The sequence below is a fragment of the Ligilactobacillus sp. LYQ135 genome, assembly GCF_053711055.1.
In genome coordinates this window covers 33,943-50,154 of record NZ_JBSJYT010000006.1, presented here as the reverse complement: position 1 = coordinate 50,154, position 16,212 = coordinate 33,943, and the positions used below count along the sequence as shown (strand labels likewise).

At 30.8% G+C, this 16,212-nt stretch carries 14 protein-coding genes; 5 read left to right on the top strand and 9 right to left on the bottom strand.

What is annotated here, in order from left to right:
• Positions 1–86: 86 nt before the first annotated feature.
• From ACWCL1_RS06130 to ACWCL1_RS06120, 3 genes are all read right to left on the bottom strand, one after another.
• A complete protein-coding gene (locus tag ACWCL1_RS06130; protein ID WP_454546026.1) occupies positions 87–2,738 on the bottom strand; it encodes a YfhO family protein in 2,652 nt (883 codons plus the stop codon).
• Positions 2,739–3,075: 337 nt separating this feature from the next.
• Positions 3,076–4,161, bottom strand: coding sequence for a family 20 glycosylhydrolase (locus ACWCL1_RS06125; RefSeq protein ID WP_454546025.1), 1,086 nt, complete (start codon positions 4,159–4,161; stop codon positions 3,076–3,078).
• Between the two features lie 66 nt (positions 4,162–4,227).
• Positions 4,228–5,376 (bottom strand): hypothetical protein, encoded by a 1,149-nt coding sequence (locus tag ACWCL1_RS06120; RefSeq protein WP_454546024.1) that lies wholly within the window; start codon positions 5,374–5,376, stop codon positions 4,228–4,230.
• A 234-nt stretch (positions 5,377–5,610) separates the two neighbouring features.
• On the opposite strand from ACWCL1_RS06120, the gene ACWCL1_RS06115 reads away from it, so the two are divergent.
• The 3 genes from ACWCL1_RS06115 to ACWCL1_RS06105 all read left to right on the top strand — a co-directional run bounded on the left by ACWCL1_RS06115 (position 5,611) and on the right by ACWCL1_RS06105 (position 7,879).
• Entirely contained in the window at positions 5,611–5,928 is a 318-nt protein-coding gene (locus tag ACWCL1_RS06115) for a helix-turn-helix domain-containing protein (protein ID WP_454546023.1), read from the top strand.
• Between the two features lie 103 nt (positions 5,929–6,031).
• Complete coding sequence (locus tag ACWCL1_RS06110) at positions 6,032–6,475, top strand: MarR family winged helix-turn-helix transcriptional regulator (RefSeq protein WP_454546022.1); 444 nt, start codon at positions 6,032–6,034, stop codon at positions 6,473–6,475.
• A gap of 18 nt (positions 6,476–6,493) precedes the next feature.
• Positions 6,494–7,879, top strand: a complete 1,386-nt coding sequence (locus tag ACWCL1_RS06105) for an MDR family MFS transporter (RefSeq protein WP_454546021.1) — start codon at positions 6,494–6,496, stop codon at positions 7,877–7,879.
• A 33-nt stretch (positions 7,880–7,912) separates the two neighbouring features.
• Here the strand turns inward: ACWCL1_RS06105 and ACWCL1_RS06100 are convergent, their stop codons facing one another.
• Entirely contained in the window at positions 7,913–8,149 is a 237-nt protein-coding gene (locus tag ACWCL1_RS06100) for a hypothetical protein (protein ID WP_454546020.1), read from the bottom strand.
• A gap of 79 nt (positions 8,150–8,228) precedes the next feature.
• Positions 8,229–8,504 carry a hypothetical protein gene (locus tag ACWCL1_RS06095; RefSeq protein ID WP_454546019.1) on the bottom strand — a complete coding sequence of 92 codons (276 nt, stop codon included), beginning with the start codon at positions 8,502–8,504 and terminating at the stop codon, positions 8,229–8,231.
• Between the two features lie 200 nt (positions 8,505–8,704).
• On the opposite strand from ACWCL1_RS06095, the gene ACWCL1_RS06090 reads away from it, so the two are divergent.
• A complete protein-coding gene (locus ACWCL1_RS06090; RefSeq protein WP_454546069.1) occupies positions 8,705–9,412 on the top strand; it encodes an HAD family hydrolase in 708 nt (235 codons plus the stop codon).
• Between the two features lie 27 nt (positions 9,413–9,439).
• Here the strand turns inward: ACWCL1_RS06090 and ACWCL1_RS06085 are convergent, their stop codons facing one another.
• The 4 genes from ACWCL1_RS06085 to bsh all read right to left on the bottom strand — a co-directional run bounded on the left by ACWCL1_RS06085 (position 9,440) and on the right by bsh (position 14,887).
• Positions 9,440–11,140, bottom strand: coding sequence for an aryl-sulfate sulfotransferase (locus tag ACWCL1_RS06085; protein WP_454546018.1), 1,701 nt, complete (start codon positions 11,138–11,140; stop codon positions 9,440–9,442).
• A 153-nt stretch (positions 11,141–11,293) separates the two neighbouring features.
• The gene (locus tag ACWCL1_RS06080; RefSeq protein WP_454546017.1) at positions 11,294–12,181 is read right to left on the bottom strand and encodes a phosphatase PAP2 family protein; all 888 of its coding nucleotides are present in this window, start codon (positions 12,179–12,181) and stop codon (positions 11,294–11,296) included.
• A gap of 79 nt (positions 12,182–12,260) precedes the next feature.
• Positions 12,261–13,493: an L-lactate MFS transporter gene (locus ACWCL1_RS06075; RefSeq protein ID WP_454546016.1), complete on the bottom strand. Its 1,233-nt coding sequence runs from the start codon at positions 13,491–13,493 to the stop codon at positions 12,261–12,263.
• Between the two features lie 446 nt (positions 13,494–13,939).
• A complete protein-coding gene (bsh, locus tag ACWCL1_RS06070) occupies positions 13,940–14,887 on the bottom strand; it encodes a choloylglycine hydrolase (RefSeq protein WP_454546015.1) in 948 nt (315 codons plus the stop codon).
• Between the two features lie 139 nt (positions 14,888–15,026).
• Here bsh and ACWCL1_RS06065 point away from each other — a divergent pair, with 139 nt between their 5' ends.
• Positions 15,027–16,112, top strand: coding sequence for an FUSC family protein (locus ACWCL1_RS06065; RefSeq protein WP_454546014.1), 1,086 nt, complete (start codon positions 15,027–15,029; stop codon positions 16,110–16,112).
• Positions 16,113–16,212 lie beyond the last annotated feature (100 nt).

The window sequence follows — 16,212 nt, the reverse complement described above, 5'->3', positions numbered from 1 at the left end:
TGGATTTTAAACATAAAAAAAACAAATTACAATGCTTTGATCTTAAATCAATCGTAATAAAGCAACGTAATTTGTTTGCGTTAATCTTAAATTTTTTCTTTTTTATAAACCAAAATTAAAATACCAATCGAAATTAGCGAAATAATTATTCCAAGATTAAGTAGAGGTGGCCAAAATGAAAATGTTACTTTATGTTGTCCCTCGCTTAAAGGTACTGCAATAAAAGTATCAAATGCTTCTTTGGGTTCAACGCTTTGTCCATCAACCTTAATATGCCATCCTTTATTATATGGAATTGTTGTCATTAAAACTTCATTATCCTTAGAAATATTAATTGTTCCACTAACTTTTAACTTTCCAAGATGACTAATCTTAAATTCGTTTTCTTTAACCTTATAAACAGCCTTTTGAAGTTTATTTAAATCAAGCTCATATACTTTAATACTATTTAAAGAAATTGTTTGTCCATTATTCGGTACAATCTTGATAGTAACTGTAGTACCAGGAACATTAGCAGCTACATTTACCAAGGCCGGTTGTGAAATATTTCCTACTGCTGGAAGCGGATGATCATTCACTGTAATTGAAGCATTCCAAAAAATATTTGAATCCATTTGCACATAATATGGGTTAACTGAAATATTACGCAAAATAATACTGTAACTTGCTGGTTGATTCTCATCAATTGTTACTAAGTTACCATTTGCGCCACCTTCAAGTTTGCAGTTAACTGCTTCAATCGAATAACCGACTTCATTAAAGTATTGTTGCGGATCATTTGTAATGGCATTCATTACCGCTTCTTGATTAGCAACTGTTTGAGTAGGACTCATTTGTGGCATTGAAAGAACATGACTGCTTGCTGCAAATCCCAGCCCCATTGCTAGTGGATTATCATATACTGTCGTTTTTCCAACATTAATTTTTGAATAATACGATATATCTGGTCGGTATGAGGATGCTGGAGTAACATTACTTCCAAGCAAATTATTAAATTGATCAGCTGGAGATAAATAATACCGTACATCAAGTAAAGCATCAGTTAATGGTGTTCCTTTAGTGTAATTTTCTTTTCCTGTAAATGTTGGTTGACCCATCATACTCATAAAATGCGTTACGGATGCTCTTTGAGTAGAACTAAAGCTGGAAACACCATTAAATCCTGCTTGGAGTGAATCATTTTCACTGCGTTGATATGTTTTACCAATACGGTAAAATTGGTTTTTGTCTGTATTTTTTTGAATCCACTTAACATTTTTATCCAAGTCAGTAACAAATTTAGCGTAATATTTTTGTGTGGTCCATTGAAAAGCCTTTAAAGTCAACTGTGCATTGGTGCCCATTTCAACCACCGCCATTCCAATTAATCCTAAGGTAGCAATCAATCCAATTGAAAGATTTTTAACTCTAATACTTCCCTGTAAAAGAATGATTGCTGTCAATAAATAAATCACTCCAAAAAAGACTGCCGACCAAAGTAACTTATTGGCTGATAAAAACTTAAATTTATTCAAATTAAGTGCAACTAAACTCCAACAACTCACTGGAATTACTAATGCAATTGCCAATTGCCACCATTTAGGCACTTGAATTTTAACTAACCCACGCACTCCTAAAATCGTCATCCAAATACCAACTACAAAACTAAAGCGGTATGGATAAAAGACGGGATATTGAAAAATATGCCAAAATAAATTTAATGGAGCCCAACAAATCGAAAGTACCAAGAAAAATGTAATTATTGCAGAAGTAATTTTTTCACGTAAACTAATTTTTTTAGCAGTGAAATATAGAACGAAACCAATAATTACTAACGATCCAATAAATAAATTAGGTAATCCATTTTGAATTTGATTATCATTCAAAGCTCCTACAATAAATTTACTTAAAAAGTGCCATGGGGTATATTCCATTTTAAGTGGCAAACTTTCCATCATAAATTGTCCCTTACTTTGCTTAATATCATAATATGTTGGACAAAGTAAGAATGCCACTGTAGTAGCACTTAAAATTCCACTAATTGCAAATCTAACAAAACGCTTGCCAAAATTTTTCCAACCATTCCAATTGCAAATAGCTGTCCATATAAAATACAAGCATGCAAAAATACATACCATGTATCCCATATAAAAGTTAACAAATAGTAATAGGGCTAAAAATAAAATGAAATATAAACTTTTCTCTTCATTAACCAGTTTATCAATCCCATGTAAAATAAATGGCAGAATTATCAATACATCAAGCCACATAATATTAAACTGATTAGCAATGGCCCATCCCATTAAAGCATATGACACTGCAATTGTGGGTAACCATTTTCTTATTGTTTTTTCTTGATAAACATGTTCAAAATAATATCCAATCGCAAAACCTGCAAAGCCATACTTCAATAAAGTCATAATTAAGACACCTAAAGGCATCCATTTTTCAGGTGTGATCAATAAAATTAAGTTAAATGGACTTAATAAATAATATGCCCATAAGCCAATCGTTTCTCCACCTAGTCCATTATTAAATGAATAAAAGAATTGAGATGGATGATGCAAAATTGTATCTCGATAAAATGCAAAAAAATCAATATATTGCTCGTTTAAGTCATATGTTAATAACGTATTTTTCCCCAACGGAAACATTTGTTGTAATGCAAATACAACTACCATTACTATAATGGGCAATCCAAAATATATTCCATAACGCAGCCATCTTTCCTGCGAATGTTTTTCATGTGTATGTTTCATCTTTTTCCTCTTACTTTTTTATTTATGTTTTTCATTTTAACATTTTTATCAAAAAAAATAGTTAAATATCAAAATTCTTAATATAAATGTTTACTACTTCGGTTTGTACAAAAAATTGTTGTATACAACGCAATTCGTGTATTAAGATTCGTCAAAGATGATTAAATCAACGTTTTAAAACTAAATTTTAAAAATTTTAATCAATATATTTAAATGTATATCATTGACTATCAATTTATTTCAATTTATTATAAGACTTGAGGGCTTTAAAAATGCTTACCGGGCGTATAAAAGCTCTTTTTACTTATAAAGACTGGCTTTATGCCGGTCTTTTTTGTTATTCTGCTTGATTTAATGCTTTAACAAAGTCAATTACTTGTTGAGCAGAAATCACTTGCGAATTCCCTTCCCACAAAGCAACAAGTTGTCCTGTTGATGATACTTTAGATTGATATGACTTCCCATTATTACTTAGAGTTTTTCCATCCAATTCATTATAATTTTTAGGATTATTTTGCCAGAAATTTTGAATAAAGCGCTGCACTTCCATTTGATTATTCAAATTATTCATCATGAAATAATTATAATCACTATTGGCATTAATTAATGGATGTTGCTTTAATTCATTTACGGTAGCACGTTGTTTTACTCGTTTTTTATTAACTTCTTGATTACTACTATTACCAGATTGAGACCAATATGCGACTGTAATATTATCATTTAATTTATTTTTCTTTTCTAAATTATCATTCCATACAATCGTTTTATATCCCTGTTTATTTTCAAATTTATTCAACTGATTAAAATAGCTTACTAATTGTTTATTATTAGCAATACCACCTGCAACTTCATCTCCACCAATCATCAAATAACGATTAGATTGATCCTTAAATGCCTGATTAACTTCCTGATATATTTTCTTAACAAAATCAATAGTCGCTTTTTTCGAAAAATCTAATGTATTTTGATTACTAATAATTTTTTTAGCAATTTTAGGGTGATTTTTCTGCATTAATTTAATTAATGCCTCACAATGACCAGGAGTATCAAAATCAGGTACAATCATAATTTGACGCTCTTTTGCATAACTAACAATTTCCTTAATATCATTTGCTGATAATACATTTGGATCATCTTGATTTCCTAAAATTTTAGATTGAAAAGCAACATGTTGATCATCATTTAAATGTAAGATTAAGTAACTAAATTTTTGTGGATTCATTTGATCAATTACTTGCTTAATTGCCACTTTATCCATTGGATAACGGGCAATATCTAGTAAAATTCCATTTCGCTGACTAATCTTTCTGCTTTTAGCTTGATCATTTTGTTGAACGGTTTGTGAATTAGTATCAGCTAAAACCGTCATTGTACTTGAAAACATCAATAAACTCGCAATTATCCCAATTATAATTTTTTTCATAAAGTTCTCCTTGTATAGAAAACAAGGAGGCTCTTTTACAAAGCCTCCTTACTTTATTAAAATCTACTATTTCTTTTTGTCTTTATAAAGCATTGTCCCTGAAAAAACTGCCATTGTCAAACCAGCAAGTGTAAGTAACATCATTTTTACTGGACTATCACTACCTGTTTTAGGCAATGGTTCATCTTTAATTTTAAATGATGAACTGTTTTTCAAATTTTGACTATGTTTATTTGACTTTTGTTTAGCATTAGATGTCCGACTAGTTTGCTTTTCACTATTTGAAGAATTACTTAGTACTATACTTGGGATAAAACTTGAGTTATTGGAAATAATTAAACTTTCTTTAGTCTTATTTAAACTTTTTTGACCATTTGCATTATTTATTTCTGAGATAGCCATAGATTTATTTAAACTCATATTTGAGTTTAATTCTAAGTCAGATGAACTATCCAATATTGACGATTCATTTGAATTTGGTTTAGATGAACTACTTATAACTATTGATTCATCTTTATCTGTATTTGATGAACTTCCATGATTCCCCACTGGTTCACTTGCACTCAAACTAGATGAACTATCTAATATTGACGATTCATTTGAATTTGGTTTAGATGAACTACTTATAACTATTGATTCATCTTTATCTGTATTTGATGAACTTCCTTGATTCCCTACTGGTTCACTTGCACTCAAACTAGATGAACTATTCGTTAAAATTCCATCACTAGTCGAACTACTACTGATACCTCCTGAACCTGTAGCTGCTACAGCAATACCGTAAAAAATAAAAGTTCCTGATTCAATGGCCTTTCCATCTATGTTTTCATTAAACGTAATAGTAACATCTGACTTTGTAATTTCAGCAGATCCTACCGTTAGTGTTGATCCCTCTGAATCTTTAGCAATTACTGACGCACTTGACACTGGTATCCCTTGAATTCCCATTGTTGTTTCTGTTGGATTTGGAAATTCAAGATAAATAGTATCATATGCATGAATAATAAAATTTGGATTACCAAATTTTAAAGTATATCTAATTTTTTGCCCTGGTCTTACATCCAAACTACTAGGAGTAATTGATGTAACCATTGATTGAGTAATATTATTGGCTTTAATAACATTAATTTGACCGAAAAATGGAATAGCAATAGTCATTACTAAAACAGTAACGATTGTCAAAAATTTTCGTAAGCTCTTCCTAATGTGCTCCATTTATATACCTCTTTCTTAAAAGAATATTGCTCTTCCTACACTCACTTATATTTAACAGTACACTTTATTAACCAATAAGTCCAGCTTTTAAAAAGTTATCCTTGGAAATTTTATCTTCTTTTATATCATTCATGATATTTTATTAAACAATCATTTCACTTAAGCTATTCAAAAATAACTACCTGTCAACTTATTATTAATATGTAATAATTTAGTTATCAGGAGATCTATTGTATGCTTAAAGAAATTGGAAAAATTATACGTGAACAAAGAAGATCTTTAGGCTATAGTATTGAGCAGCTAGCTGAGTATTCTGAAACATCATTTAGCACCATTTCGCGTATTGAACTTGGAAAAATCGAAGACATCCACCTTTCAACTTTATTGAAAATTCTAAATGCCTTGCAATTACAAATGGATGTTTATTATAAAAATTCACAAACATCCGTTGAAACAATTCAGTTACTTAATTTTTTAAGTAACTTGCCTCAAAAAAGACAAGAAAAAACTGCTAAATTATTGCTTGAACTTTTAAAATTAAATTCGAAGTAACCAGACTATTCCAATTAGAATAGTCTTTTTTTATTGACATTTTCAAAATTCCTCCTTAACATAAATGTAGCATACTACATTTATGTTAAGGAGGAATTTATTAATGGATAAAACACATTTAATTGGACCTAAACTCAAAATTCTTAATAATTTAACTGAAAAAAATTTGAATAATACTGCTAAAAAATACTTTCCTGAATTGACGGGAACTCAAATTGCAATTCTAGACTATATTAGTTCTCACCCCGAAATCACACAACGAGAATTAGAAAAGGTATTTTTTATCAGTCATCCCACTTTAAGAAGAATTATCCTATCCCTAACTCAAAAAGGATATATTCAAAATCGGCGTGACTCTAAAGATAAAAGACAAGTTGTTTTATCTTTAGATGAGAAAGGCAAACAATTTATTACTAATAATCAAGTAAAAATGAATGAAAGCTTATTGCAAACGGAAAAAATGATTACTCACTCTTTGTCAGAAGAAGAAATAAAGCAATTCAATGAATTATTAAAGAAAGCAATTATTAATTTTCCACAAGAATAATTAGGAAGGATATACTCAATGAAAAATAATCAATTGTCAAATTTTAACCGCAATATGATGCTTTTGACATTATTATTAGGTTCATTTTTAATGCTTTTATCTGAAACTTTTTTAAATAATGGATTACCTGCAATTATGGCAGAGCTTCATGTTTCACAGGAAAATGTCCAATGGCTAAGTACGGGGTACTATATGGTAACAGGATTGATGATTCCACTTTCTGGATGGATGTTCAATCGCTTCCCTATTCGTAAAACCTATATTACGTTATTATTTATCTTTTTAATAGGATCGGCTCTTGCATGTTTTTCATCTAATTTTCCATTACTATTACTTGGTCGCTTAATTCAGGCAATTTCCGTTGGCGCAGTTATACCATTAGTTCAAAATATCGTTTTAATTTTATTTCCTAAAGAAAAACGTGGTTTAATTTTAGGAATAACTGGGATTATTATTGCATTTGCACCTGCAATTGGTCCAACTCTATCAGGTTATATCATCGATACATCTGGTTGGCGTAGTCTTTTCTTACTTCTAATTCCAATTACAGTTTTGATTTTATTAAGTGCTTTTTTTGTCGTTCATAATATTAATCCTACTTCTAAAAAACGAGTTGATAGTCTATCATTTTTTTACTCATTAATTGGATTTGGTTCGCTACTATATAGTTTGTCGCTTATTAGTAATACTGGTAACCCTTCAATACTATCAATTATTTTTCTTATTATTGGTTGCATTTTTATTTGGATTTTTGCTCAACGCCAATTTAAAGTTAAAAATCCATTAATTAACTTATCCGTCTTTACAAATAAAACATTTACTTTAACCACGCTTTTAAGCGGAATTAGTAACGTTGCCTTACTTGGAGTTGAATTGGTCATTCCACTTTATTTGCAAGATGTTCATCAAGTTTCTGCTTTTGTTTCTGGACTAATATTGATGCCCGGTGCAATTCTTATGGGAATCTTAAATCCAATTACCGGAAATTTATATGATAAATGGGGAATTAAAAAAATGTCAATCATTGGATATGCAATTTTATCAATTGGAACTTTACCAATGATCTGGTTTACTCCCACAACTAATTTAGTTTTCATAACTATAGTTTATGCCATTAGAATCTTAGGGATTGCCTTTGTCTTAATGCCAACATTTACTGCAGCAATAAATTCATTACATGATGATTTAGCTATTCATGGAAATGCTGCTTCTTCTACATTTAGACAAGTATTTGGCTCATTAGGAACTGCGATTTTAATGATGATTGTTACTTTAGTTACTTCTAATTCTTCTCATAACCATATTCTTTCTTTAAATCGTGGTTATCAGGCCGCATTTATTTTTTCTTTTATCATGGCCGTTATAGGACTAGTTTTAAGTTTTGCACTTAAAAAAGAAAAATAAACAAATAGAGGTTGGATTTATCCAACCTCTATTTTAATAGTTTAATTCAATTGTATGCGAAGTCACATCAATGTCATGATTTGCTAAACATTCAATACAATCAGAACTTGAAGCCATTTTACGAACCCATCCTAAAGACATAATTGCATCTTTTTTACTAACACAGATTTGGGAAATGATCATTTGTTCTCGTGCACGTTTTCCATAACCTGCATCAGCTGCTAAAATCACATATTTTCCATCACTTCCCTTAACTAAGGTAATTACCATTCCAACTGAATGTCCAGGTGCAAATACATTAATTATGCTTCCATCACCAAATAAATCATCTTTTGTTTATTAGCTTGGATTAATTCTTTCTTCGAAACCATAATTTTTTAGCATTCTTTACTAATTGAAAACCACTAGCATGATCGCTCATTAAAACATAATCTAAATCAGTTGTCTTATATCTTAGACGTTCTAATTGTTCATCAATTTCATCTCCTGCTGGTAAATATCCGGTATCAGCTATACTTTGAAATCTTAATTCTTTCCAATTGCTTTCACGAATCACTTTATTCCAACCCGTATCAACTAAAATTAATCCTTTAGGATGTTCAATTAAGTATGCTGAAACTGGCAATAAAATTTTATTTTTTCTGATCTAAATAGTCCTGTAAAGGCTAATGGATTTCATGGAGTTCCATAATATGGCAATGCCTTATCAGCTTTTACAAATCCAGTATGCAATACGTGTACTTTAAATTTACTCATATTAAAACCTCCGATAAAATAGGTATGAAATTATTTTTAGTGAGGTTAGTTATGAATTAAAATGCCCATATTCCCTTTACTTTAGTATCAGCGCGTGCTCTTTTTGAAATGGAAGAAGCAATTAATAAATTAGCGCTAACGCAACCTCAAATTGGATTTAATGGTGGACTAATTTTTCAAAAAGATAATGATCACTATAAAATCATTAAAGAAAAAACCATCGATTCAGCAATTGCATTAAAAATTATCCAATTAATTGAAAATGAATTTCCTCAAATCACTTTATGTGTCTATGATGAAAAATATTGGTATGCCGCTAAAATTGATCGCGGTACGCAACTTGAAACTCAACTAACTGGATTTGAACCTAACATTACTAATTTAGAGGAACTTTGCACGCCTTCACGAAAAATCTTTAAATTAATGATGCTTATTTTTGAAGAAAAGTTACTTCAACAAGTAACTGATACTTTACAACAACATTTTGGAAAAAATGTAATGATTCAACGTTCAGGTGAATATTGGCTTGAAATTACCAGCAATCAAGCAAAAAAATCAAGTGGAATTCAATATATTATGGATCTTGAAAAATTATCTAAAAATGAAACTGCTGCTTTTGGCGATGGACGTAATGACATTCCTATGTTTCAATCAGTTGGATTGCCAATTGCGATGACCAATGCATCCACCGAAATTAAGCAATATGCTCAAAAAATTACTGACTCCAATGATTTAAATGGTGTAGGTACTGGAGTTCATAAATACTTAATGCACTAAAAAAGGCTGCAAATTGCAGCCTTTTTATTATTCAAAGTAAAATTGATTAAATGAATATTTAAATGTCCGATAAGTTAAGTAGCTCTTACCATGATATTCAAATGAGCGAATTAAATTACCATCGTTAGTATATTCACCAAAGTAGTTCTTTTGTCCAGATGCTACAATGATATGTCCTTGATATTCTTGCACATCACTTACATATGGTGAATATGGAACCTTAAATGATTTTATTAACTTATAAGTTCCTTTCCTTTCATCTACAAGATACTTATAGTACATTGAAACTTTTGAATTAACATTAATTCCATTACGATCTATTTTTTCAAATGCAGACCAATCAAAGTTTTTCCGTGAATCCATAATTTTAGCGTTGTTATTAAACATGTAAATGTAGTATTGCCCTTTTTTCAACTTGCTACTTGTTTGATATATAATACTGTGTTGACCGCTTTGACTCGTAAAGTTACCTAATTTCTTCAATAATAGTTTAGAGAAATCACCAACTCCTTTCCAAACACTTTTATCTCCAATAAAATATGAAAGTTTTGGTGATGAATTAATTTTTGAAATCTTCATGATCGTTGACGTTTCACGTGAACTAACTAGAATAGTATTGTCATTCATCATTTGAATTGCATTTAGGTGCACAACATCTTTTTTACCTTTGTTGTTACTATGCTTTTCGATGCCGGTTGCTCTCTTATACAATGCTGGTAAAAGTTTTTGCATTTGAATTACTTTAGTAATCTTACCAGTCTTAGAATCAATCTTAATGATTTGATCTTCTACATAATTTTTCTTCTTTTCACGGTTAATGCTTGTTGCTAATGCCCAAATATTACCATCACTATCGGTTGTATAATCATGATGGAGCGTATAGCCTTGTTCTTCTACATTAATAACCTGGGTTATTTTACCTAAACGATTCATCTTAGCAATTTCTCCGGCACCAGCCACGAAATACATTTGCTTATCATCAGTCATAATAAAACGCTCAGAGTTATAGCTGATTAATGGAATTTCACCACGGACAACTCCATTATTATCAACATAGTACGTTGAGCGCACAGTTGTTGATGCCTGATTACCAATCACTGCAAATAATCCACTGGTCATTTTTTGTTTTGATTTTCCATTCTTCACTTTATAAGTGTTTGAAACCGTTGATTGTAACTTCGGTGCAGTATATGTAAATGTTTTGGTTGTTTTCTTTCCATCTTTAGTAGTTGCGGTTAAAGTAATGGTATTCTTCACACCGCCAACCGCACCAATAATTTGATATTCATGCTCTTTAGCATAAGTTCCATTAGGGTTATACAATGTATTTGAATAAGTAGCATATCCCTTTGCTTTAATTGTATATGAAACTTTTACATCTTCATTAGTTTTAAAGTAAACGTATAATCCAGTTGTATTAGTTAAATATGGATTTGAAACCACCAATGGATTTTCTAAAGAATATGCTTGTTTACTTTTTAAATCCGTTAATTGTTGTTCAATTTTAGATTGAACCTCTGTGTTGTAAATATTTGAAATATTTTTGAGATTCAATTCATCATAATTAAGTTTTTGTACAATTCCATCGGCTTTGACTAAATTTTCAATATTCCACTTCTTATTTTTTAGTGTTTTACTACTAGAAGCTTCCGTTCGACCTTGAAACGCAATCCATCCTCCAATCACCAAAAGTACTGTAAAAATAAGCCGTAATTTGTTTTTCCTCAATTCGATCTCTCCTTGCCCATATGTGAAAAAATCACTGTCTAAAATAATACCGGAGAGTTTTAGCCAAAAAATGAAAAACAACGGCGATTTATGAATGTTTCATGAGAAACTTTCAACTATTAACGCAAAATTTATCTAATTTTATTGATTGGTTTATTCACATTTTTCAAATTCAGTTAACAATTCTTCCATAATATAAATAATTAATGCTGTAATAAAAAAGCTGAAAGTAACATCTGAAGTAAAGTGAGCTCCAATAATTATACGACTAATTCCCATTAAAATTCCGTAAATGATTCCACCAATCCATAATATTTTTCTTTTGTTTCCTGTTGCAAACCATGAAAACATAATTCCAACTGTCGCTGCCATAGTATGCCCTGAAGGAAATGACTTATGCCCATTATCACCATTGATTGTTAACCAATTAGTAAAATGCTCTTTTGCGGAAAGTTCATATGGACGTACTCTTCCCCACGTAGTTTTTAAAGCTTGATTAACTTGAAGTGCAAACCATGCTGTTAAGGTCACAAATACTGAAATTCGCATATACTTTTTTAACTGTGCATCACTTTTATTGTTTAGCCACCATTGCGCTAAACCTGTAATTATCACAACAGTAACTGCCCACACAATCCAAATCGTTCCTTGTGAAAAATTACGAGTTGCTTCATCACTATTAGCCAATCCGATTGCTTTATGATGTGCAATATTATTACAAATCGATGCAATGTAACCTAATACTTCATTTACATATTCCTTAGTTTGCCAAGCAACAAGTCCCAGACCGCCTCCAAATAAACTCCATGTAAATAATTTATTATCAATACAAAAGGCATATTTCATCGCTACTTGTCCTGAAACTACAAATAACATGTATAGCGGAAATTCTCCAAATGTCTGAAAAAGTGTTCCATACCAACTATTATAATTAATTAACCGTTGACTAATTGTCAGATCAGCATAGTATGCAATTGTTAAAATTACTACACAAATACATGTTGCAATAAAAAATAGCTTCTTTTGATCTTTTTGTAACATTACCATCCCTCCATATATGTAATGGTAATGTTGGAATATAAATTTATAACTAAGTTGTTGTTAACTTCATGTAAAATTTTTATTTAGTGCTTGTTTCACTCACACTTTGAACAAAATCTTTACGAATATAGTAGGAAATAAACATTGCAATAATATCAATCACGATAAAAGCAAAAATAGTTACTGAATAAGTATTTAAAATTTGATGAGTAACTGATAATAAGATTGGTCCTACTAATCCGGCCATTGCCCATGCTGTTAATGAATATCCATGAATTGCACCTAATTCCTTAGTTCCAAAAACATCTCCTAAATAAGCTGGAATCACTGAAAAGCCCGCACCATAGCATGAAAGCAATAAGCATAATGCCACCGTAAAAATGATTGGTAATTTAAAGACTAACATTAGTGCCAACATCAAAATACTTGTAATAAAAATTGTTGAAAATGTATTAGGTCTACCAATGTAATCAGACAAAGTTGCCCATATAAGGCGACCAAAACCATTAAATAGCCCGATTATTCCTACCATTAAAGTCGCTTGTGCAACAGTCATATCAGTCATTGATTGGGCCATTGGAGAAGCTGCAGAAACTAACCCAATCCCACAAGTAATGTTGATGAAAAACATTAACCATAAAAGTTTAAATGAACGTGTTTTTAAAGCTTGGTCAGCAGTATATTGTTTGTTTAAATAAGTTGAATGAACCGTTGTCTTCTTATCTAACACTTGAGGAATTTCATTTTCTTTTGGTTTTTTAATAAATTGTGCTGAAATTAACATTACAATAAAGTATGTCAATCCTAGAATGTAAAATGTTTTCTCTAATCCAACTGTACTCATTAAAAAGCGTGCTACTGGACTAACTAATAATGAAGCAAAGCCAAATCCCATAATTGCTAAGCCCGCTGCTAATCCACGTCTATCAGGAAACCATTTAACAATAGTAGAAACTGGAGTAACATAACCTGCTCCTAAACCAATTCCACCAATCACACCATATCCAAGATAAAGTAATAAAATTGAATGAAAATGAATTGCCAATCCCGTCATAGCAATTCCGGCACCAAAAAATACACTTGCAAAAGTACCAGTGGCAGTTGGACCAAACTTTTCAACTGCCTTTCCCATAAATGCTGCTGACATTCCTAAGAAAAAGATTGCTAAACTAAACGCAAATGAAACGGCCGTTTCACTCCAGTTAGTTTGACTAATAATCGGATTCGTAAAGACACTCCATGCATATACAGAACCGATCATTAAATGAAAAACTACTCCTGCTAAGGCAACAATATTTCTCTTCTTAAGCATAATAACCATCCTCTTTCTATCCAATAATTACTCTTTTAGTATATCATGAACTATAAGGTAAATTAACCCCTAAATATACGTTAAATAATGAAAATTAACTTCGTAAATTCATTTTATATTAATAAAAAATCTGAACTGATTGATATTTCAGTTCAGATTCATTCATATTTTATGTTATTGGCAATATTATAATCATTTTTTACTTCCCTCTGTAAATAAACTCCTAATTTCTCTGCATTCTTTTACTTCCTATAATTAATAAGTTAAATGCCTTTAATTCATCCCTTCTTAATTGGAATAGGTTCATGCATGATTTTAGTTAACTTGAATTATATTATAAAGTTAACTATGTAAGTTGTAAATATTTTTTAGGACATTTTACTGAATTTATGCAAAAAAATAAGGTTACGTTTTAAAACGCAACCTTATCAATAACTGAAAACTATTTAACATTCAACAATCTTATCGCCAGAACCATTTTCGCTTGTAACTTGGACTTTATGGATATTCACATCATCAAACCAGTTATAATAGTAAGTTTGAGTTTCTTGAGAATAGCAAGCACTATACATTGTGTATTCTTTTTGCCCTTCATCATTAACAACACTTCCAAGTGGCATTGAGACACTCTTGAGAATGTTAAACATTCTTGAAACTCCCTTAAGTTCTGTATCAGTTGTTGGATAAGTAGCATTTAAGTATGCAGCCTTAATGAAACGTGACTGAGGTGTGCTATCCCCTGGTAACCCAAATGCTCCCGTTCCAACACCTTGAGGACGAACTTTATGATTTCCCCACTTAGTTTTTGAACGATCATTTGGAGTCAATCCAATGTAATTGTTTAAGTTTTGTAAATGCCATGGAAATTCCGGATTGTTTGTTAATGTATTGATATCATTATCATAAACATGAATTCCATCTTTAGTTTGTTCTACAACAATTGTTTTTTCTTTATCTGAAATCATCCAATGTAGTGGTGACGGTTGTAATTTTGGACTAAAGGCGTCACTAACAATATTTACTTTATTTGCAATTACATCTTTAACCTCATCAACTGAGGTATAGTTTTCCAGTACCCATGGAATAAATTCAAACGAAGTTATATTGTACTTTCCTTCCACAATTTCAGGTTCATAATAAGCATTATTTGGAAACATTAATCCCGCCATACATAGTTCAGTTGTATTACCTTCAAAAAATAATGGATAATTACCAACATTTAAGCCCATTCCAACAATTGATCTTGTAAATTTTTGTTTTGGCAAATGCCGATAATTAATTTCATACCCTGCAGGTGCAATAATTGGACGTTCACCGAAGTTAATCCCATAATCTAAGTTACGTCCAAAAAACATATTACCTTTATTACCATCAAATTTTATGCCTGTACACATATTGATCACTCCCATTGTTTGCGATTACATAAAAAATTGTATCATTTTTTTACAAAAAATATGTAATATAATGCTTAAAAAATTTTCGATTTAGTGTTACCATTCTCAATGATCAAATTAAGTAAAGGTGATATTTATTATGAGTTTTTATCAACTACTACAGCTTGGACCTATTCAATTGAAACAAAAAATTTTGCAAGAAAAAAACTATAAACGTCGAAATTACTTGCGCTTTGTTCTTTTTTTCCGGAGTTTTTTAATTGTTTGTTTTGCTTTAGCATTTGTAATTGGAGCTACTTTATTGTTTGGTAAAGGAAACTCAAGTGTAGCAGTAGGATTCTTTTGTTTATTATTACAATCTCGGTTTGTTAATTATGGTTACAATGTTTTTTCAAGTATTGCGAATCTTTTTATTATTAGTGTCATTGTAGCTTTTGATAGTTTACTTGCGCCACAGGTTAATCCGTTTTTGGGATTCATTATAAACTTTGCGTTCTTAATGTTTATTCTTGTCGTTACGTGTGACAATCCACGCTTAGGAAATGTGGCTGTATATGTGGATACTTACTTGTTTTCAACATTTCTTCCGCCTCAAAACATGACTGAGGTTCACTTACGTTTTATTGAAACTGCTTTAGGATTTATTTTATGTAGTCTTATTTTCTACAAGTATCATCATGACAAAAACAAAGATGTTAAGTTTAGAGATGTGTTAAAGCATTTCTCTCTTAAAAATAAAGTTTCTCAGTGGCAATTACGGTTAGCGTTTGGCATTAGCACCGCTTTGTTCATTGGTCAATTCTTTAAATTGCCACGTTATTTTTGGCTAGGAATTTCGGCATTGTCGATTTTATCAATCTATGAACCTGAAAATCGCAATGTTCGGCATGAAAATATTAATAAACGTGTTTTAGAAAGAATTTTAGGGATCGTAATTGGCTCACTTTTGTTTGGTGCCATCTATCATATCGTTCCACCAAAATTTGATTTCTTTATTGGACCAATTGGTGGATTGTTCGTTGGATTTTCTGCAACATACAGATGGTCAACTGTATTTAACTGTTTAGGAGCATTAATGATGGCTACCTCCCTTTATGGTGCAAATACAAGTGTAATCTTGCGAATCTTCAATAATATTTTAGGGTGTGTTGTTACCGTTATTTTCATGATTCTACTACGTGAAGCTGTTTTATTACGTAAAAAAATCGTTCAACATAATAACTAAAAATTAAACCTCATAGTTAACTATGAGGTTATTTTTTTAGTCTAAATTCGACAAATTTTATATAATAATGTCATATATTTTAATTAAGGAGGTGGCTTAC